Origin of the sequence: Dyella japonica, from assembly GCF_040545895.1 — a bacterium.
Classification (GTDB): domain Bacteria; phylum Pseudomonadota; class Gammaproteobacteria; order Xanthomonadales; family Rhodanobacteraceae; genus Dyella; species Dyella japonica_D.
In genome coordinates this window covers 679,496-696,303 of record NZ_JBEPMU010000002.1, presented here as the reverse complement: position 1 = coordinate 696,303, position 16,808 = coordinate 679,496, and the positions used below count along the sequence as shown (strand labels likewise).

The following is a 16,808-nucleotide window of genomic DNA, read 5'->3' as shown; positions in this document are numbered from 1 at the left end:
GCTGCCCGCGTCGTCATGCACCCTGCGCCTGCACGATGGGCGTCGTTTCGAGGCGCGGAGCGCGCGGCCTGGCGTCGAGACCGAACAACGGACGCAGCCAGCGCGTGCGGCGTATCACCAGCTCGTGCAGCGCGGCACAACCGGCCACCGTGCCCAGCAACAGCAGCGCGGGTTCCCACACGGCGCCGAGCTTCAGTGGAATCAGCACATAGGCCAGTGCCAGCATGACGCTCTGGTGCAGGATGTACCAGGGAAACACCGCTTCGCGTGCATACGGCAACCAACGGAACGGACGGTTGAGGTATTGATGGCCCCATCCAAGCACGGCGGCGATGGCACTCCACATGTAGAGGAAGCGCAGCACGCGGACGATGTGATGTCCCGCGGCCAGCGTGGCCGATGACCATCCGCCGAGGTCCACGAGGTCGCCCAGCCGATCCAGCAACACGAACGCGGCGAAACAGAACACCGCCATGCCGAGCGAACGGCGACGCAGGCGTGCCAGCTCGGTCCACAAGGCCGGATGCGTGCCGATGGCATAACCGTAGAAGAACATCGTGGCGTAGCTGGCGTGGGCGTACCAGTCGCCGATCACGGCATGGTTCTGCGGGAAGCGCGCGGCCAGCAGCAGGTTCCACGCGAGCATGGGCAACGCGGGGAGCACCAGCAGCGGCCTGCCGCGCAGCCGGTGCAGCGCGGCGATCATGCGCTGCCCAGGGCCCGATTCCAGCGCCGGCAGCAACATGATCAGCAGCAGCGTGAAATTCCATACGTACGGCAGGTACCACAGGTGATTCCAGGTGACGCCGAACTGCCAGCCGTCGAACGCGCCCGCCGGCCACGGGCCACCGGTCCAGTAGCGCAACAGGAAGTGCCCGAAGCCCGGCGCCACCAACCCCTTGTCCACGCCCTGCACGTACGGCTGGATCGGCACGACCACCGCCATGCCAAACAGCAGCGGCAGCATCAGCCGCACCGTGCGCTTCCACGCCAGCGCCGGCAGGCTCAGGCGACCACGCAGGAAATGCAGCGCCATGCCCGAGATCAGGAACAGCAGATCCATGCGCCAGAAGTTGGAGGCCAGCATCGGGTACTTCAGCCAGTCGGCGATGTAGCTGCTCTTGAGATGAAAGGTCCAGTCGTTGGCCGGGCCCACGTAGAGCATGCACAGGTGGTAGAGGATCAACAGGCCGAAGGCCAGGACGCGCAGGGCGTCGATGTCGTGGCGGCGGTTCATGAGCGGCGGACTCCATGGTCGGGATGACCCATGCTGCGTTTCGCCACGGTCATCGTCTGCCGCTAAGTGATTGATCGACCTCAAACAGGGACAAGTGGCGGGCTGCGAGGGACGAAAAGAGCGGGTTCGGCCGCCGCTGCACGTAGAATCCGGGCATGACCATCAAGCCGGCCTTCGACCTTGCCCGTTTCCAGCGCTGGCGCCGACCTTTCGAGATCGGCTTCTGGGTGGTCATGATGACGGTCAACACCGTGTTCAACGGCGTGGTCGCATGGTTCGACGACAGCTACCGCACCCACCGCGCCGAGAGCATCGAGCCGTGGATCTGGGAGGCCACCAGCAGCGTGGTCATGCTGGCGCTGGTGCCGTTCGTGGTGATGGCCAGCCGCCGCTGGACGCTGCGCTTCGACACCTGGCGGCAGAACCTGAAGGTCCATCTGGCGCTGAGCGTGGCGTTCTGCCTGGCGCATGTCGGTTTGATGATCGTTCTGCGCATGGTGGCGTACCGGGCGCTGCTGGGCTGGCAGTACCACTTCGGTGACGACTGGCTGCGGCAACTGGGCTACGAATACCTCAAGGACATCCGCACCTACTTCCTGTTCCTGGCCATCATCGGCGGCTACCGCTTGCTGCTCCTGCGCCTGCAGGGCGAGGCCAGCCTGCTGGCGGAGCCGGACGAAGGCCCGCCGGTGGAGCCGGTCGACCGGCCCGAACGTTTCCTGGTGCGCAAGCTCGGCAAGGAATTCCTGATCGCCGCGCGCGAGATCGAATGGCTGCAGGCGTCGGGCAACTACGTGAACCTGCATGTGCGCGGCCGCGACTATCCCCTGCGCGCCACCATGGCCGGCATCGAGGAGCGGCTCGACCCCGCGCGCTTCGTGCGCGTGCATCGCAGCTACCTGGTGAACCTCGACTACCTTGCCGAAATGGAACCGTTGGAAACCGGCGACGCCCGCCTCACCATGCGCGATGGCGCCACCGTGCCGTGCAGCCGCCGCTTCCGCATGCAACTGCGCGGGCGTTTCGGCGACGCGCCAGTCAGTGCCTGATCACCGCGCGGGCAGCGGTTGCACCGCGGCTCGCCCTCATTCCACTCTAAGCGCCTACCCGCAACAGGATCCCGTCCATGAACCAGCGCCTCCGTTTTGCCGCCACCACCGTCGGCACCCTTCTCCTGCTCGCCGGCTGCTCGCAGTCGGGCGACCAGGCACAGGCGCCGCAACAGGCACAGGCACCGGCCGACGATTCCGCGGGCAAGCTCGATACCTATCGCCAGCTGCAACGCATCGGCAACGACGAGATGGCGGTGACGATGGGCAACGAAATCCTCAAGCGTTATCCCAACAGTGATGCAGCCAAGGAAGTGCAGCAGAGCCTGCCGGCCATCGAGCAGCGTTACAAGGAGAACAGCGAGAAGAACCGCCTCGTCGGCCTGTGGCTTTACCAGGTCTCACCGATGCAGGGCGGCACGCAATCCACCGCCACCATCTACACCAGCCAGCCTTCGGGCGACGATCGCGTACGACTGGTGTTGCGCCGTCACACCGAGTGGGGACAGAACGCCTTCCTCTTCAACGGCGGTCCGCACGGTTTCGTGTGCAAGGGCGTGTGTTCGATCAAGGCCACCTTCGACGGCAAGCCCGGCGCCATCAGCGCATTCGCGCCGACCACCGGTGAGCCTGCGTTGCTGTTCAAGGACGACAAGGGTTTCATCGCCCAGCTGGAAAAGGCCAAGAAGATCACCATGGACGTGACGCTGCAGGACGGCGAGAAGAAAGTGACGCTGGTGTTCGAGACGGGCGGCTTCGATCCGTCCAAGTGGCAGCCCGTCACCAAGTCGTCCGCCAAGAAGAAGTAAGGTCCACGCACAAACGCCTGGCGCGTTTGCACGACCAGTACCTTTGGAGATGAAAGTCATGGTAGCCAAAACCCTTCTTGCCGCCGTCGCCGTCGTCGCTGCACTCAGCGCCTGCACCCGCGTCGGCAAGGATTACACCTCCCGCATGGAAGCGCGCCAGCAGGCGTACGCCGCCGCGGCCGGCGAACCGGTAAGCAGCTTCCGCTACTTCAGCCTGTGGTCGTGGGAGCCGTTGAGCGACAGTGAACTGGCCATCTATACGCGTTCGAACGAAGCATGGCTGCTCGACCTCGATGGCAAGTGCCGCAACCTGGAATTCACCAACCACATCGCACTCACCTCACAGGCGAGCGAGGTATCGGCGCGATTCGATCGCGTGATCACGGGTGGAGCGGATGCGCCTTGCTTCATCAAGCAGATTCGGCCGGTGGACATCAAGAAGTTGAATGCGCCGCAGGAAGGCAAGCCGCGAGAGGTGGAGGAGGCGGCGCGGCCGGCGAAGTGAGGGTGATGGTTTAGCTCTCGCACTTAGGTGTGCGGAGCGGAACGTTCGAGCTTCTGCACGTCTTCCTGCTCGTCATCCTGGTACACCCCTAAAGGGGCGGGCGAGGGCCGGGATCCAGTTTCGTCAGTCTTCGGTTGTTGCGATATCGCGACCGGGCTCGCCTGCGGCGGGCTTTCCTCCACCCGCCGCCGCTGTCATACGGGGACCCCAAGAGCCAGAACCAAAGCTCGTAGTAGGAGTGCTTTCACAAGCCCCACCCCTCACCACCGTAAAGGTGGCAATGCCCCGACCCTCTCCCACAAGGGGAGAGGGAGAAGTGCGATGCATCGCGTATGACCTTGAAGAGCGAAGCCAAAGCAAAGGCTGATGCAAAGCGAGGCTCCGCTTTAAGTCCTCTTCGCTTGGGCGCCTGGCGGTGTAGCCGCAACGTTCATTAGGGAGATCGTGACGTTCCGAGCTGCAAAAAGCTCCAAGGCTCGTATTCAACAGAACGCTACGAGCCTATCGCTCTAAAGGCCATTTTCTTTGGGTTACTTTTCTTTTGGGCCAGCAAAAGAAAAGTGACTCGAGCGGCGGCAGCCGATCGAAACGCCCGCCGCGCAGGCGGCACGCTGGCGAGATCGCCGCGTAAGGGCAAGCGAAGGAATCGCGACAACCAAGAGCAAAGGCACTGGATGACCAGCCTTCGGCTGTTGAAAAGCGCCTCCTGCTTCCGCAGGAATGACGAGCGAGGAAGTCTTCGGCTGTTGAAAAGCGCCTCCTGCCTTCGCAGGAAGACGCGCCAGGACGTCTTCGGCTACTGAAAGGCGCACCCACTTTGGGGTTCGCAGGAATGACGAGCTAGGAGCGGCGCCCACGCCCGTGTCGACATCGCGAGCGAAGAGTTCGCCGCGTCCCACGAGAACTAACTTTGCATCGCACGCAACGCGCCGGCGATAACTCAGCCGACGCACCCGTCAATTGAGAAACAGCCTCTCCGCCAACTTCGCCAACGGCTTCTCCATCGCATTCTGCAACCGCGGCGGCAACTCCAGCGGCTTGAGCAACATCTTCACCGTCATCTCGGCAGGAATATTCCTGCGCAGCAGATCCTGGGCCCGCCCCGTGATGCGCTTGAACTCCGCGTGATTGTCCTTGTGCTGCGGATAGCACTGGTCGAACACGTGGCGCAGCGCGATGTCGCTGTCCTCGCTGCGGATCTCGTTGACGCGGCGCAGGATGGCGCGGAACACCTTGTAGCGGCCGAAGCCTTCGCGTTCGCGATAGAGGCGGTAGTGCTGGTAGAAATGCTTGTAGTGGCGCACTTCGTCGCTCTTGATGTGGCCGGTGAGCTGCTTGAGCACGGGCTCGTCGGTGATGTCGTTGAGCGCGCGGTAGAGACTGGCCGTGCCGGTTTCCACCACGCATCGTGCGGCGAGCTCCAGGCCACGGCTGGATTCCAGTTGCTCGGCGGTGCACACCGCGCCGTACTCGGCCCAGAACGCGGCGAAGCCCTTGTCCCAGTCGAATTCCGGCCACACGGTTTTCACGTAGGCGGCGAGGGCGCGGCCGTGCTGCAGTTCCTCGTGTTCCCAGTGCTGGCTCAGCCAGGTCTGCAATGCCTCGTCCCCGGCGAAGTGGTCGACCAGGTTGTGCGTATAAAGGTCGGAACCGCTCTCGACGAACGAGGCGCTGCACAGCAGGAAGAAAAGGTCTTCGTTCTGGCGTACGCGCTGGATTTCAATGCGGCTGAAATCCAGACTGTCGAGGGTCCAGGGCAACGATTGGGCGTAACTCACGCGGACATTCCTGTGCGGGGCCAAAGGGCTGGCTCGACGCGGACGCGGCGCCAGCCCGGCATGACGATCGTGTGACAGCATACGATGAGATGGCGACGCGGGATTAACGAGCGCCGACCCGGCGCACATCGCAAGAACTCAGCGCACCACGGTCACCGGCACGTGGGCCCGTTCCAGGACGTCGCTGGAGACCGAGCCAAGCAGCCAGCGTGCCAGCGCGCCGCGTTCGGTGTGGCCGATCACGATGTGATCGATGCCGTGGCTGCGTACCTGTTCCAGCAGCACGTCGCCGGGAGTGCCGCGCACCACTTCGGCGTCGATCAGCGCTGCCGATCCCGGCACGAGCTCCTTCACTTCCTCGAGCAACTGGGAACAACGCTTGCCGCCCTGGTCGGTCATCATCAGGGGACAGGTATCGGCGCTGCCTTCAGTCACTTGCAGCACGGACACCACGCGCACGCGTCCACCGGCGGCCTGCGCCAGTTGCACGGCAAAACGTACGGCGCGTTGCGATGTGGCGGAGCCGTCGTAGCCGACCAGCGAATACTTGACCATGCGCTACCTCGTGCTGCGGCAGGCGTTGCTTCCGAGTTGTGCGAAGCAAGGTTCCCTGCGTTTTTCCAGGACTCGCCTCCAGCGTAATCCTCGTCGCACGCGGGCGCTACGGTTGCTTGTGCGAGTCATCTGCATCGAACACCCGCGTTTCTTGAAACGCCGTGCCAATGCGCTTGCGGGTGGCGCAACGTGCGGGTGCAGCTCGCTTTTTTAAGCCAGACGACAGCGTCCAGTGTTGCGCCGTTAACGAAGCGTCCAGCGAATTCCACATCGCGTTCACGGACACTGCCGACGATGGAGGGGGCTACGGCGGGCATCTGCAAGCGCCTGGCCGATCACAGTGGCGGCGTTGTCCGAGGTTCTCATTCACTGCAAGGAGATGAAGATGATCAAGCGTACGATGGGTATGGCGGCTCTGGTCCTGGCTTGTGCCGGTGCGATGTCGGCAGCGCCGGTGTCCACTGCGCGGGCAGCCGAAGCCGAAGTGAAATGCGATCTCTCCTTCAGCCTTTCCGGTTGGTCAGCCATCTACAAGCATGCCTCCGGCAGCGGCACCGTGGTGTGCAGCAACGGCGAGCGCGCCAAGGTGAAGATCTCGTTGAACGGCGGTGGCCTGACGGCCGGCAAATATCGCATTGACAACGGCAAGGGCGACATCACCCACGTGCGCGGCATCAACGACGTGTTCGGTGACTACGCGCAGGCTGGTGCCGAGGCGGGTGTGGTGAAGACGGGCGAAGCCCAGGTGCTCACCAAGGGCACGGTGTCGCTGGCGCTGCATGGCAGCGGCGAGGGCATCAACCTCGGCGTTTCGGTGGGCCAGTTCTCCATCACCAGGGAATAAGCCCCCCGGTGTTTGCAGACGACAAGGGGCGCCGCGTGGCGCCCTTTGTTTTGTAGCGCGTACACTCTGCTGGTTTTCCACATGGAGTGCCCTTATGCGTCGCCTGTCGCTCTTGCTGATGTTGAGTCTTTTGGTGGGGCTGCTCGCGCCCGCCTATGCCGACGAACCCGCATCCACCATGCCGCAGGCCGGGCAGATGGCGCCTGATTTCCACCTGCAGGACCAGAACGGCAAGTGGCACACGCCCGCCGATCACAAGGGCCACTGGGTCGTGCTGTATTTCTATCCCAAGGACTTCACGCCCGGCTGCACCACCGAGGTCTGCGCCTTCCGCGACGACGTGGCCAAGCTGCGTCAGCAGGGCGCCGACGTGCTGGGCGTGAGCCTGGACGATGTGAAGTCGCACGCCGATTTCGCGGCCAAGTACCACGTGCCGTTTCCGCTGCTTTCCGACGCCGACAGCAAGACGGCGCAGGCCTATGGCGTGCTCGCTTCCAAGATGGGCTTCAAGTACGCGCGCCGCACCACCTTCCTGATCGATCCGCAGGGCAAGATCGCCAAGGTCTATCAGGACGTGGACCCGGAGAAGAATTCCGCACAGGTGCTGGCGGATCTGGCCACGCTGAAGGCCGCTTCCTGATGCCGCTGATGGCACGCGTGGAATCGGGTCGCCGCGACGGTTTCACGCTCTGGCGCATCCTGGTGTGGCTGATGTTGCTGTTGGCCGCATACGGCTGCCTGCAATACCTGCTGCACGCCCAGCAGGTGTGGCGCACGCTGCAGCCGCTGCCGGCGTCGAACACCGGCGACATCCTGGAACTGCACAAGATGCTGGCGTGGGACGTGGTGTATTTCATCGCGTCGTTCGCGCTGGTGGTGATCTGCGCGGGCGCCATTCTTCGCCAATCCTGGGCACGTGTGTCGCTGCAGGCGGCCAGCGTGCTGCTGGCGGTGGGCTGGGGTCTGGTCGGCGGCGTGCTGCTGTTTGCGCATTGGCGCGAATTCAGCCAGGAAGTGGCGATGACCGACGCGCAGACCTCGCTGGATACGGCCTCGCAGATGGCGCTCGCCCATATGCACCGCGCGTTCCTGATGGCGCTGGCGATCAAGGCGGCCTGCGTGCCCGTGCTGCTGTGGCTGGCCTGGTGGCTGGGGCAGCCGCAGGTACGCGCCCAGTTCCGCAAGCTGCGCTGAGTGCGCGCAACGCGCGATTCAGGTGCGGTTGCCGCAGCGCAGGTTATCGCTGCGGCACCGTTTCTTCCGGGTTTTCCCATGCTTCTGCGTCGCCTGTCGCTTATCACTTCCCTGTCGCTGGCCTGCGCGGCCCTGCATGCGCAGGATCTGGCGACCACCTGCCACGCCACCAGCAGCTATGACCTGACGATCACGCCCGACCGTCTCCAGTTCGACCGTCCGCAGCCGTTGCCGCGCCAGGTGGAGCTGCGCGACGGAACCCTGCGCACGGAGGGCACCGGCGTCTCCCTGCGCCCTGACGATCAGGACCGCCTGGCCCTGTTCGAACGCGAATTGCGCGCCCTCGCGCCGCGCGCGAAGGCGGTGGCGGCCAATGGCGTGGACATGCTGGCCGCCGCCATGCATGACGAAGGCGCCCGGCTTTCGCTCGATCCGGCCACACGTGCCGAGCTCGACCGCCGCGTCGCGGCCCGTGCCGTGGAACTCAAGCAGCGCATCGCCGCGAGCAACAGCACCCGTGACTGGCAGGGCAATCTCGCCGACCAGTACGCCAATCAGCTGGCCTCCGACCTGATGCCCCTGCTGGCCAACGACCTGGGGCAGCAGGCCGTGAATGCCGCCATGACCGGTGACCTGCAGGCCGCCGCCAACCTGCGCGACACCGCCTCGGACCTCACTACCCAGCTCCGGCCCCGTCTGGAGCAGCGCATGCAGGCCCTCGCGCCGCAGATTCAGGCCCTGTGCCCGGCAGTCCAGCGGCTGGCCGAGCTGCAGCAGGGCATACGCGGGGCGGGTGGCCAGCCGCTGAATCTGCTTGAAGTAGGTCAGTAAAACCTGGGCTGAGCGAGGAGTCATCTTTCGCCCGGGGTTAACGTCCCGCTAAGTGGCGAAGGCAGAGGATGGCACCCGCAGTCGTTTTTGGCCGTCAGGAGGCGACCTCGTGTCGCAGGCATCGCACTACAACGCCCTCATTCGCCAGGGCATCGATGACCGGGATCTGTACCGTCGGGCGCTCGCCCAGGTGCGCGAGCCCGGGCTGCAGGCGCTACTGGCCGAAAACCTGCATACGCTCGACGCGCTGATCGGCGACCTGCAGGCCCAGGTGCATGCCACCGGCCGCACGCCGGCCAGCCATGGCACGCTCGCCGGTGCCGTGCGCAGTGCGCTGGCCGAGATGATGACGGGCATGGCGTCCAATCGCGATTCGGCCTGGGTCCACTGCCTCGCACGCAACGAATGCGCGCTGCTGAAAAGCTTCGAGCGCCAGATGGCGCGGGCCTCGGATGACTCGGCGCGTGTGCTGAGAGTCCAGTTGTCGCGGCTGCACGGCATCCACAAGGATATGCACTGCCTGGCCGGCACCACCCACGGTTGACCGGCCGCTCATCGATGAGGAGCGCGTGTGCCGTCGACCCCTGCGGACGTGCTGAATTTCTGGTTTGCCAGCGACGCCGAGCCGCACTGGTACGAGCGTAACGACGCGTTCGATGCGGCCATTGGCGAGCGCTTCGGCGACACGCTCCAGGCCGCGCTGCGCGGCGATCTCGATGACTGGGCCGACACGCCCGAAGGTTGGCTGGCGCTGCTGATCGTGCGCGACCAGTTCAGCCGCAACCTCTACCGCAACGATGCCCGCGCCTGGTCAGGCGACCCCGGCACGCAAGTGCTTGCGCTCAAAGGCATCGCGCGCGGCCACGACCAGCAACTGACGCCGATGCAGCGCGTGTTCGCCTATATGCCGCTCGAACATGCGGAAAGCCCGGTGCTGCAGAAGCATTGCGTGCATCTGTTCGAAGGGCTGGTGGCGAGTCAGCCGGCGGCGGAGCGTCCGCGTTATCAGAACTTCCTTGATTACGCCCGCCGACACCACGATGTGATAGAGCAGTTCGGCCGATTTCCCCATCGCAACGCCGTGCTTGGTCGTGTCGATACGTCTGCGGAGCAGGCGTATCTGGCGACCCCGGGCGCGGGTTTCTGAGCGTCACCGACGACACGGAGTTCATCATGCGCCGCTATCTCCTCATTGCCCTGCTCTTGCTGAGTGCGTCCGCCCATGCGGCCAACACCTATCGCGTGGGCAGCGAGGTGCTGACCGTAGGCGACAGCGCCGTGCACGCCATGCAGCTGATGGGCAAGCCGGACTTCAAGGAGCCCGTGCAAAGCGACTTCGGCGGCTACCAGGGTGAGCGTTGGCAGTACATGCGCGACGACGGGCGCGTGGTCATCATCACCATCATCAACGGCAAGGTGTCGGACATCGCCGATCGCTCGCGTTGATCGGCAAGCCGCATTCGCTCGTACGACGGCAGCGCGCGAACGCTGCCGACACGTCGCCACGGCCTCCAACGCATGCCGTTGCGCGGTGATGCATCGCTAAGGTGACTTTTCCGCGCCAAGCGCATGGGAAAAGGACATCGAGCGATGCGGCGATCCATCGGTTTTCTGGGCAGTCTGTTGTTCGCCTGCGTGGTTCACGCGGGCAGTGGAACGTTGCGGGTGGGCAGCCAGGTGCTGGTAGTGGGCGACAGCGCCACGCGGGTGACGGAGCTGCTCGGCAAGCCGTCGTATCGCACGCATGCCAAGGCCGACTCGGGCGGTCGCTCCGGTGGCAAGAAGGGCAAGGGACGCAAGTCGTCCTCGTCCGGCGGCGAGCAGTGGCAGTACCGACAAGGCAACCGCATCGTCACCATCGTGGTGGCCGATGGCAGGGTCGCGTCCATTCGCGACGACGGGCGCTGAGCACCGTGGCGGCATAGGGGCCGCCTGTGCGATAAGAGGTGCGATTCCGGGGAGATCGCGCCATGTCTGAGATGACTCACACTGCACAGAGCCACTCGAACAATCTGTTGCGGCCGCGCCAGCCGGGTACGCACGGCAAGGTCACCAACATCGAGCTGTTCTTCGATCTGGTGTTCGTCTACGCCGTGACGCAGCTCTCCCACACCTTGCTGGGCGACCTGAGCGTCCTCGGCGCCGTGCACGTGCTGCTGCTGTTCCTGGCTGTGTGGTGGGTGTGGATCTTCACGGGATGGATCACCAACTGGCTCGATCCCGACCGCTTCGCCGTGCGCCTGCTGGTGTTGGCGCTGATGTTCGGCGGCCTGTTGTTGTCGGTGGCGTTGCCGGAAGCGTTCGACAACCATGGCCTGCTGTTCGCCGGCGCCTATGCGTCCATGCAGGTCGGGCGCTCGCTTTTCATGGTCTGGGCGCTGCGCCATTCGTCGCTGGCGGCGCGTCTCAATTTCTATCGCATCACGCTATGGCTGGCGGTAACCGGCGTGCTCTGGGTAGTAGGAGGTCTCGGCTCAAGCGACACACGGCTGGCATGGTGGGTGCTGGCACTGGGCATCGAATACCTGGGCCCTGCCGCGTTCTTCTATGTGCCGGGCCTAGGGCGCTCCACGTCGCGCGAATGGGATGTGGAAGGTGGTCATCTGGCCGAACGATGCAGCCTGTTCGTGATCATCGCGCTGGGCGAATCGGTGGTGGTGATGGGCAGCAGTTTTGCGGAAGGTGCGCGTACCGCGGATGTGTGGCTCGCCTTCGTCATGGCCTTCATCGGTTGCGTGGCGATGTGGTGGATCTATTTCGACATCGGCGTGGAACGGGGTAGTCGTTCCATTCGCGAATCGAGCGACCCCGGCCGCACCGCGCGGCTTGGCTATACCTATCTGCATTTGCTGATCGTCGCGGGCATCGTGGCCTGTGCCGTGGGCGACGAGTTGAGCCTGGCGCATCCTCATGCCGTTGCGGAGACCGCGCAGATCGCCGTGCTGCTCGGCGGCCCGGCGCTCTATCTGCTGGGCAACGCGCTGTTCAAGAAAACGGTGAACCACACCAACCTGCCACTCTCGCACCTGGTGGGACTGGGTTTGCTGCTGGTGCTTGTGTGGCCGGCGCACGCGTTGTCGGTGGCGACGCTCGCGGCGGCCACCACGGTGGTGCTGGTGGTAGTGGCGATATGGGAAACCCTGTCCTTGCGCAACCTGCGACGCGAGCTGTACGCGGGCCCTTCGCACGAGTGACGGTGCCTACGGTGTAGCGCGGCTTTCCAAATCGTCGAGCAGTTCCTGCGCCGTCCACGGGCGTCGAGCCTGTTCCGCCGCATGAATCAGTTCGACCAGTCGCGCATTCACCGGCGCGCCGACGTGGTGCGACTGGGCGAGACGCACCACTTCCCCGTTGATCACATCGACCTCGGTAGGACGGCCGCGCTCCAGGTCTTCCCACATGGACGAGCGCGCCACCGGATCGATCGCCAACAGGCGCGAAGCGAGACGACGGAACCACGCATCCGGCATGTCCAGCACGCGTGGAAGCCATTGGGGCGGCAGCGGCGTGAGCTTGGCCGGATGGATGCCGGCCGCGGCGAACACCGCGAGCGCCTCGCGCTGCGCCAGCGCCAGGCAGTGACGCCAGTTGCGCTGAGCGAGTTCTTCCTTCAACGGCACGTTGGCCAGTGCATTGATGGCGTTGTTGAGATTGAGCAGCAATTTGGCGGCGAGCACGGCGGGCATGTCCTGACGCGCGAGCAAGGGCAGGCCGGATGCTTCGAAGATCGGCAGGAAAGCGGCGAGTGCATCATGCGCCTCGACCATCAACTCGCCTCCCGAGCCTTGATGGAAATCGCCGGGAACACGCTGCAGCACATTGAACGGCACCATGCCAGCGATCACCGGGTGCCCGGGCAGCGCATCGCGCAGGATCGCCGCGTTGTGCAGCCCGTTCTGGAAACTCACCACCGGCACGCCCGGCGCGATGACTTCGGCCAGTTCGCGCGCCACCGTTTCGGTAGCCGACGATTTCACCGTGACCAGCACCAGATGCGCCTTGGCCGCGGCGAAGGGATCGACCTGCAATTCCACGTCGCGCGTGGTCACATGTTCGTGTGCGCCTTGCAGGTCGCTCCAGTCCAGCCCGCCATGGATGCGCCACGCGTCTATGACGCGGCGGCGGCCGATGCAGGTGATGCGTGCGTTGTCGTGCAGGCGGGCGCCGAGATAGCCGCCCACGCTGCCGGCGCCGTAGATCGCAATGCGGGGCAGGGCATGCACGCTCATGCGACGGCTGCCGCCGCGGCGCGACCGGCAATGCGCCCGGAAAACAGGCAGCCGCCGAGGAAGCTGCCTTCCAGCGCGCGATAGCCATGCAATCCACCGCCGCCGAAACCTGCCGCTTCGCCCACGGCGTACAGGCCGGGCATCGGTTGCCCGTCGTGGCCAAGCACGCGCGCATCGAGATCGGTTTCCAGGCCGCCGAGTGTCTTGCGCGTAAGGATGTTCAGGCGCACTGCGATGAGCGGGCCGTTCGCGGGATCCAGCACGCGATGCGGCTTGGCCACGCGCACCAGCTTATCGCCGCGATAGCGACGCGCATTGTGGATGGCCATCACCTGGCCGTCCTTCGCGTACGGGTTGTCGAACTGGCGATCGCGCGCTTCGATTTCCTGGCGAAGGTGCGCGACGTCGAGCAGCGCGTTGCCGGCCAGCGTATTCATGCCGGCGACGAGTTCCTCCAGCGTGTTGCGCACGATGAAGTCGCGGCCGTGCTGCTTGAACGCTTCCACCGGCGCAGGCGCGCCCTTGCCGACCGCGCGCTTGGCTACTTGTCGCCAGCTCTTGCCGGTGAGATCGGGGTTCTGTTCCGAGCCCGACAGCGCGAACTCGCGACGAATGATCTGCTGGTCGAGGATGAACCAGCTGTAGTCGTATCCAGTGCGGCGCAGATGTTCCAGCGTGCCCAGCGTGTCGAAGCCGGGCCACAGCGGTCCGGGCAGACGGTTGCCGGCGGCATCGAACCAGAACGACGACGGGCCCGGAAGAATGCGGATGGCATGCTTGGGCCAGATCGGATTCCAGTTCTCGATGCCCTCCACGTAGTGCCACATGCGATCGCGATTGATCAGCCGCGCGCCGATGTTTTCGCTGATGCCCAGCATGCGACCGTCCACGTGCGCCGGCACGCCGCACAACATGTGCGCGGGCGCGGGCCCGAGACGTTCCGGCCAGTTCTTGCGAACCAGCGCGTGATTGCCGCCGATGCCGCCCGAGGCCACGATCACCGCTTGCGCACGCTGTTCGAAGCCATGCTGCACATCGCGCGAGCTTGGCTTGCCGCGCTCCATGCCGTCGGCGGCCAGCACGCTGCCGCGCACGCCGACCACGGCGCCGCCTTCCACGATCAACTCGTCCACGCGATGGCGAAAGCCGAATTGCAGCAGGCCTTTCTCCTGTGCCTGGCGCGCACGTCGCACGAAGGGTTCGATCACCCCCGGGCCGGTGCCCCAGGTCACGTGGAAGCGCGGCACCGAATTGCCGTGGCCGATGGAACCGTGGCCGCCACGTTCGGCCCAGCCCACCACGGGAAACCAGCGCATGCCCATCGCATGCAGCCACGCGCGCTTCTCGCCCGCGGCGAAATTCACATACGCCTCGGCCCAGCGCCGCGGCCAGGCGTCTTCTGGACGATCGAATGCCGCCGTGCCCATCCAGTCGGCCAGGGCCAGTGCGTGCGAATCGCGCACGCCCATGCGCCGCTGTTCCGGCGAATCGACGAAGAACAAGCCACCGAACGACCAGAACGCCTGTCCCCCCAGGCTTTGTTCCGGTTCCTGCTCCAGCACCAGCACGCGCTTGCCGGCATCGGCCAGCTCCGTGGCGGCCACCAGCCCGGCGAGGCCGGCTCCCACCACGACCACATCGCAACCATCCCGCATTACCCGCCTCCCCGTGGCGATTTGCGTCTTCGGAACTTAGCGTGCCCGCCGAAGCATTCCTATGCGCGCTGCGTCATAGCCCAGAAGTCCCGCATGACCCTTGGCACGGCATGACCACAGGCCCATGCCGCGTTGTCATGCTGTGCTGCATCGTGACTTTCGAGGGCCGCGGAACGTGGCACACGGAGGGGAACGAGATGCGTACCACCATGATGGCTTGCGCGATGGCGGCAGGACTGGCGCTGGGCGGCTCGGTGCACGCGCATGAGCTGCAGGTGCACGGCGACCATTGCGGCTATTCCACTGCCTACGACGTGCAGGTGATGGCCAACGGCATCGGGTTCCACCGTGACAACGGCCGGCCGGTCGACGTGTTCATGCACGATGGCCGCCTGCGCGTGGACGGCCGCGACGTGGCCGTGACCAGCGACGATGCGGCCCGCCTGCGCGATTACGAGCAGCAGGTTCGCCAGCTGTTGCCGGAAGTGGCGGACATCGCGCGCGAGGGCGTGAACATCGGCTTCGCCGCGATGCGCACCGTGCTCGTGACCTTCGCCGAGAACGAGGACGAGCGTCGCCGCATGGTGGGACGCCTCGACGAAAACCATCGCCTGGCATTGGCGCGCATCGACGACGGCCTGGGCAAGGGCGTGTGGAAATCGGACGACATGGAAGAGGTCGTGGCCAAGAGCGTCGAGAATTCCGTCTCCGACCTGGTTTCCAAGGTGGCCGGGCAGGCGGTGTCGGCGGCGCTCTCGGGCGACGAGAGCAAGGTGGCTGCGCTGGAAGCGCGCGCCAATTCGCTCGACAAGAGCATCGACCGCGAAGTGAACAAGCGGGCGAGCGAACTGGACAAGCGCGCGGATGCGCTGTGCCCGCGGCTGAGTTCGCTCGATGCCTTGCAACGACAGTTCCAGTTCCGCCTGCAGGACGGCTCGCGCCTGCAACTGCTGGCGTACGACAACAAAGACAACAAGAAGCTGATCACAGCCTCGGACAGTGCGCGCGCCGGCGGAGGCGATTCCACGCACTGATCCTTCGTCGGAGCTCCCCTGCTCGACATTCGGCCGCGTCGGCTCCCCCGGCGCGGTCGCTTTATGTGCGCACAACGGAACCTTGATTGATGGACTGCTAGGCTCGCTGGGTTTTTTCCTTGCGAGTACCGCCCTCCATGCACGATCTTCTCGCCCGCCTGCCGCTTTCCGACGCCACCATCGCCACGCTCATCAATATCGGCCTGGCGCTGCTCCTGCTGCTGATCGGCCTGTGGCTGGCGGCGCGGATGGCCAACATCGCGCAGCGCGCCATGCAGCGGGCGAATGTCGACATCACGCTCAGCGGCTTTCTGCGCAATCTCATCTATGGCGTGCTGATCGCGCTGCTGATCGTGATGGCCCTGCAGCAGGCCGGCGTGCCGTCGGCGCCGCTGGTGGCCGCACTGGGCGCGGGTGGTTTGGCCATTGGCCTGGCCTTGCAGGGCTCGCTCAGCAACCTCGCGTGGGGTGTGTTGCTGATCGTCTTTCGTCCGTTTCGCGTGGGCGATTACATCCAGGCCGGTGGCGTGGAAGGCACGGTGGAAACCCTGAGCCTGATGCACACGTTGCTGACCATGCCCGACAACCGCGAGGCCGTGGTGCCCAATGCCAAGATCGGTTCGGATGCGATCATCAATTTCAATCGCCGCGGCACGCGCCGTTTCGAGTCGAAGCTGCGCATCGGCTACAAGGACGACATCGGCAAGGCGATGGAGCTGATCCGCAGCTTGTTTGCCGCCGATCCGCGCATCCTGAAAGATCCTGCGCCGGGCGTGTGGACCGAAAGCCTGGGCGACAGCGGCGTGATGCTGGTGCTGCGTGCCTATACCAACAGCACCGACGGCTGGGGCGCGCAGACCGACCTGCTGCGCGCGCTGAAGGAGCGTTTCGACGCCGAGGGCATCAGCCTCGGGGCGCCGCAGCAACCGTTCGTGCTGCTGCAGGGACGGCCGCCGGAGCAGACCACCTGACGAAGTGGAATGCAGCGGCGAGATATCGCGCTGCCGAAACGCGCAAAACCGCGCTACCAAAGTCTTGCATACGTATGCGAATGGTCGCTTCAAACGATCCAAAACCGTCCAGAAGGG

General features: G+C 65.1%; 19 protein-coding genes. 14 read left to right on the top strand and 5 right to left on the bottom strand.

Going from position 1 to position 16,808, the window contains the following annotated elements; translation table 11 throughout:
• Positions 1-13: 13 nt before the first annotated feature.
• The gene (locus ABIC75_RS09775) at positions 14-1,237 is read right to left on the bottom strand and encodes an acyltransferase family protein (RefSeq protein ID WP_354013634.1); all 1,224 of its coding nucleotides are present in this window, start codon (positions 1,235-1,237) and stop codon (positions 14-16) included.
• Between the two features lie 155 nt (positions 1,238-1,392).
• On the opposite strand from ABIC75_RS09775, the gene ABIC75_RS09770 reads away from it, so the two are divergent.
• The 3 genes from ABIC75_RS09770 to ABIC75_RS09760 all read left to right on the top strand — a co-directional run bounded on the left by ABIC75_RS09770 (position 1,393) and on the right by ABIC75_RS09760 (position 3,600).
• Positions 1,393-2,286: a LytTR family DNA-binding domain-containing protein gene (locus ABIC75_RS09770; RefSeq protein ID WP_354013633.1), complete on the top strand. Its 894-nt coding sequence runs from the start codon at positions 1,393-1,395 to the stop codon at positions 2,284-2,286.
• A 77-nt stretch (positions 2,287-2,363) separates the two neighbouring features.
• Positions 2,364-3,095: a hypothetical protein gene (locus ABIC75_RS09765; protein WP_354013632.1), complete on the top strand. Its 732-nt coding sequence runs from the start codon at positions 2,364-2,366 to the stop codon at positions 3,093-3,095.
• Positions 3,096-3,153: 58 nt separating this feature from the next.
• Positions 3,154-3,600, top strand: a complete 447-nt coding sequence (locus ABIC75_RS09760; protein ID WP_354013631.1) for a DUF6491 family protein — start codon at positions 3,154-3,156, stop codon at positions 3,598-3,600.
• A gap of 956 nt (positions 3,601-4,556) precedes the next feature.
• Here the strand turns inward: ABIC75_RS09760 and ABIC75_RS09755 are convergent.
• Together ABIC75_RS09755 and ABIC75_RS09750 are read right to left on the bottom strand one after the other, a co-directional pair.
• Entirely contained in the window at positions 4,557-5,378 is an 822-nt protein-coding gene (locus tag ABIC75_RS09755; RefSeq protein WP_354013630.1) for a ferritin-like domain-containing protein, read from the bottom strand.
• A 138-nt stretch (positions 5,379-5,516) separates the two neighbouring features.
• A complete protein-coding gene (locus ABIC75_RS09750; RefSeq protein ID WP_354013629.1) occupies positions 5,517-5,933 on the bottom strand; it encodes a universal stress protein in 417 nt (138 codons plus the stop codon).
• 385 nt (positions 5,934-6,318) lie between these two features.
• Between ABIC75_RS09750 and ABIC75_RS09745 the strand changes: the two genes are divergently transcribed.
• The 9 genes from ABIC75_RS09745 to ABIC75_RS09705 all read left to right on the top strand — a co-directional run bounded on the left by ABIC75_RS09745 (position 6,319) and on the right by ABIC75_RS09705 (position 11,996).
• A complete protein-coding gene (locus tag ABIC75_RS09745) occupies positions 6,319-6,777 on the top strand; it encodes a hypothetical protein (protein ID WP_354013628.1) in 459 nt (152 codons plus the stop codon).
• Between the two features lie 94 nt (positions 6,778-6,871).
• Positions 6,872-7,417: a peroxiredoxin gene (locus tag ABIC75_RS09740; protein WP_354013627.1), complete on the top strand. Its 546-nt coding sequence runs from the start codon at positions 6,872-6,874 to the stop codon at positions 7,415-7,417.
• The gene (locus ABIC75_RS09735; RefSeq protein ID WP_354013626.1) at positions 7,417-7,971 is read left to right on the top strand and encodes a hypothetical protein; all 555 of its coding nucleotides are present in this window, start codon (positions 7,417-7,419) and stop codon (positions 7,969-7,971) included. Before ABIC75_RS09740 ends, ABIC75_RS09735 begins: the two co-directional genes overlap by 1 nt.
• 78 nt (positions 7,972-8,049) lie before the next feature.
• Positions 8,050-8,802, top strand: a complete 753-nt coding sequence (locus ABIC75_RS09730) for a DUF2884 family protein (RefSeq protein WP_354013625.1) — start codon at positions 8,050-8,052, stop codon at positions 8,800-8,802.
• A gap of 109 nt (positions 8,803-8,911) precedes the next feature.
• Positions 8,912-9,346: a PA2169 family four-helix-bundle protein gene (locus ABIC75_RS09725; RefSeq protein ID WP_354013624.1), complete on the top strand. Its 435-nt coding sequence runs from the start codon at positions 8,912-8,914 to the stop codon at positions 9,344-9,346.
• A 27-nt stretch (positions 9,347-9,373) separates the two neighbouring features.
• A complete protein-coding gene (locus ABIC75_RS09720) occupies positions 9,374-9,949 on the top strand; it encodes a DUF924 family protein (RefSeq protein ID WP_354013623.1) in 576 nt (191 codons plus the stop codon).
• Between the two features lie 26 nt (positions 9,950-9,975).
• Entirely contained in the window at positions 9,976-10,248 is a 273-nt protein-coding gene (locus tag ABIC75_RS09715; protein WP_354013622.1) for a DUF2845 domain-containing protein, read from the top strand.
• Between the two features lie 144 nt (positions 10,249-10,392).
• On the top strand, positions 10,393-10,710 hold the full coding sequence (locus ABIC75_RS09710) for a DUF2845 domain-containing protein (protein WP_354013621.1): 318 nt from the start codon (positions 10,393-10,395) through the stop codon (positions 10,708-10,710).
• Positions 10,711-10,772: 62 nt separating this feature from the next.
• Entirely contained in the window at positions 10,773-11,996 is a 1,224-nt protein-coding gene (locus tag ABIC75_RS09705; RefSeq protein ID WP_354013620.1) for a low temperature requirement protein A, read from the top strand.
• Positions 11,997-12,002: 6 nt separating this feature from the next.
• On the opposite strand, the gene ABIC75_RS09700 is transcribed toward ABIC75_RS09705, so the two are convergent.
• Both ABIC75_RS09700 and ABIC75_RS09695 read right to left on the bottom strand, forming a co-directional pair.
• Positions 12,003-13,031, bottom strand: a complete 1,029-nt coding sequence (locus ABIC75_RS09700) for a 2-dehydropantoate 2-reductase (protein ID WP_354013619.1) — start codon at positions 13,029-13,031, stop codon at positions 12,003-12,005.
• Positions 13,028-14,686 (bottom strand): FAD-binding dehydrogenase, encoded by a 1,659-nt coding sequence (locus ABIC75_RS09695; RefSeq protein ID WP_354013618.1) that lies wholly within the window; start codon positions 14,684-14,686, stop codon positions 13,028-13,030. Before ABIC75_RS09695 ends, ABIC75_RS09700 begins: the two co-directional genes overlap by 4 nt.
• A gap of 197 nt (positions 14,687-14,883) precedes the next feature.
• Here ABIC75_RS09695 and ABIC75_RS09690 point away from each other — a divergent pair, with 197 nt between their 5' ends.
• Together ABIC75_RS09690 and ABIC75_RS09685 are read left to right on the top strand one after the other, a co-directional pair.
• Positions 14,884-15,720 (top strand): DUF2884 family protein, encoded by an 837-nt coding sequence (locus ABIC75_RS09690; RefSeq protein ID WP_354013617.1) that lies wholly within the window; start codon positions 14,884-14,886, stop codon positions 15,718-15,720.
• Positions 15,721-15,857: 137 nt separating this feature from the next.
• Positions 15,858-16,691, top strand: a complete 834-nt coding sequence (locus tag ABIC75_RS09685; protein WP_354013616.1) for a mechanosensitive ion channel family protein — start codon at positions 15,858-15,860, stop codon at positions 16,689-16,691.
• Positions 16,692-16,808: the final 117 nt, after the last annotated feature.

Excerpts from the sequence above, each read along its gene's own strand:
- ABIC75_RS09775 (WP_354013634.1), bottom strand. The coding sequence starts at position 1,237 with ATGAACCGCCGCCACGACATCGACGCCCTGCGCGTCCTGGCCTTCGGC.
- ABIC75_RS09770 (WP_354013633.1), top strand. The coding sequence starts at position 1,393 with ATGACCATCAAGCCGGCCTTCGACCTTGCCCGTTTCCAGCGCTGGCGC.
- ABIC75_RS09765 (WP_354013632.1), top strand. The coding sequence starts at position 2,364 with ATGAACCAGCGCCTCCGTTTTGCCGCCACCACCGTCGGCACCCTTCTC.
- ABIC75_RS09760 (WP_354013631.1), top strand. The coding sequence starts at position 3,154 with ATGGTAGCCAAAACCCTTCTTGCCGCCGTCGCCGTCGTCGCTGCACTC.
- ABIC75_RS09750 (WP_354013629.1), bottom strand. The coding sequence starts at position 5,933 with ATGGTCAAGTATTCGCTGGTCGGCTACGACGGCTCCGCCACATCGCAA.
- ABIC75_RS09745 (WP_354013628.1), top strand. The coding sequence starts at position 6,319 with ATGATCAAGCGTACGATGGGTATGGCGGCTCTGGTCCTGGCTTGTGCC.
- ABIC75_RS09740 (WP_354013627.1), top strand. The coding sequence starts at position 6,872 with ATGCGTCGCCTGTCGCTCTTGCTGATGTTGAGTCTTTTGGTGGGGCTG.
- ABIC75_RS09735 (WP_354013626.1), top strand. The coding sequence starts at position 7,417 with ATGCCGCTGATGGCACGCGTGGAATCGGGTCGCCGCGACGGTTTCACG.
- ABIC75_RS09730 (WP_354013625.1), top strand. The coding sequence starts at position 8,050 with ATGCTTCTGCGTCGCCTGTCGCTTATCACTTCCCTGTCGCTGGCCTGC.
- ABIC75_RS09715 (WP_354013622.1), top strand. The coding sequence starts at position 9,976 with ATGCGCCGCTATCTCCTCATTGCCCTGCTCTTGCTGAGTGCGTCCGCC.
- ABIC75_RS09710 (WP_354013621.1), top strand. The coding sequence starts at position 10,393 with ATGCGGCGATCCATCGGTTTTCTGGGCAGTCTGTTGTTCGCCTGCGTG.
- ABIC75_RS09705 (WP_354013620.1), top strand. The coding sequence starts at position 10,773 with ATGTCTGAGATGACTCACACTGCACAGAGCCACTCGAACAATCTGTTG.
- ABIC75_RS09700 (WP_354013619.1), bottom strand. The coding sequence starts at position 13,031 with ATGAGCGTGCATGCCCTGCCCCGCATTGCGATCTACGGCGCCGGCAGC.
- ABIC75_RS09695 (WP_354013618.1), bottom strand. The coding sequence starts at position 14,686 with ATGCGGGATGGTTGCGATGTGGTCGTGGTGGGAGCCGGCCTCGCCGGG.
- ABIC75_RS09690 (WP_354013617.1), top strand. The coding sequence starts at position 14,884 with ATGCGTACCACCATGATGGCTTGCGCGATGGCGGCAGGACTGGCGCTG.
- ABIC75_RS09685 (WP_354013616.1), top strand. The coding sequence starts at position 15,858 with ATGCACGATCTTCTCGCCCGCCTGCCGCTTTCCGACGCCACCATCGCC.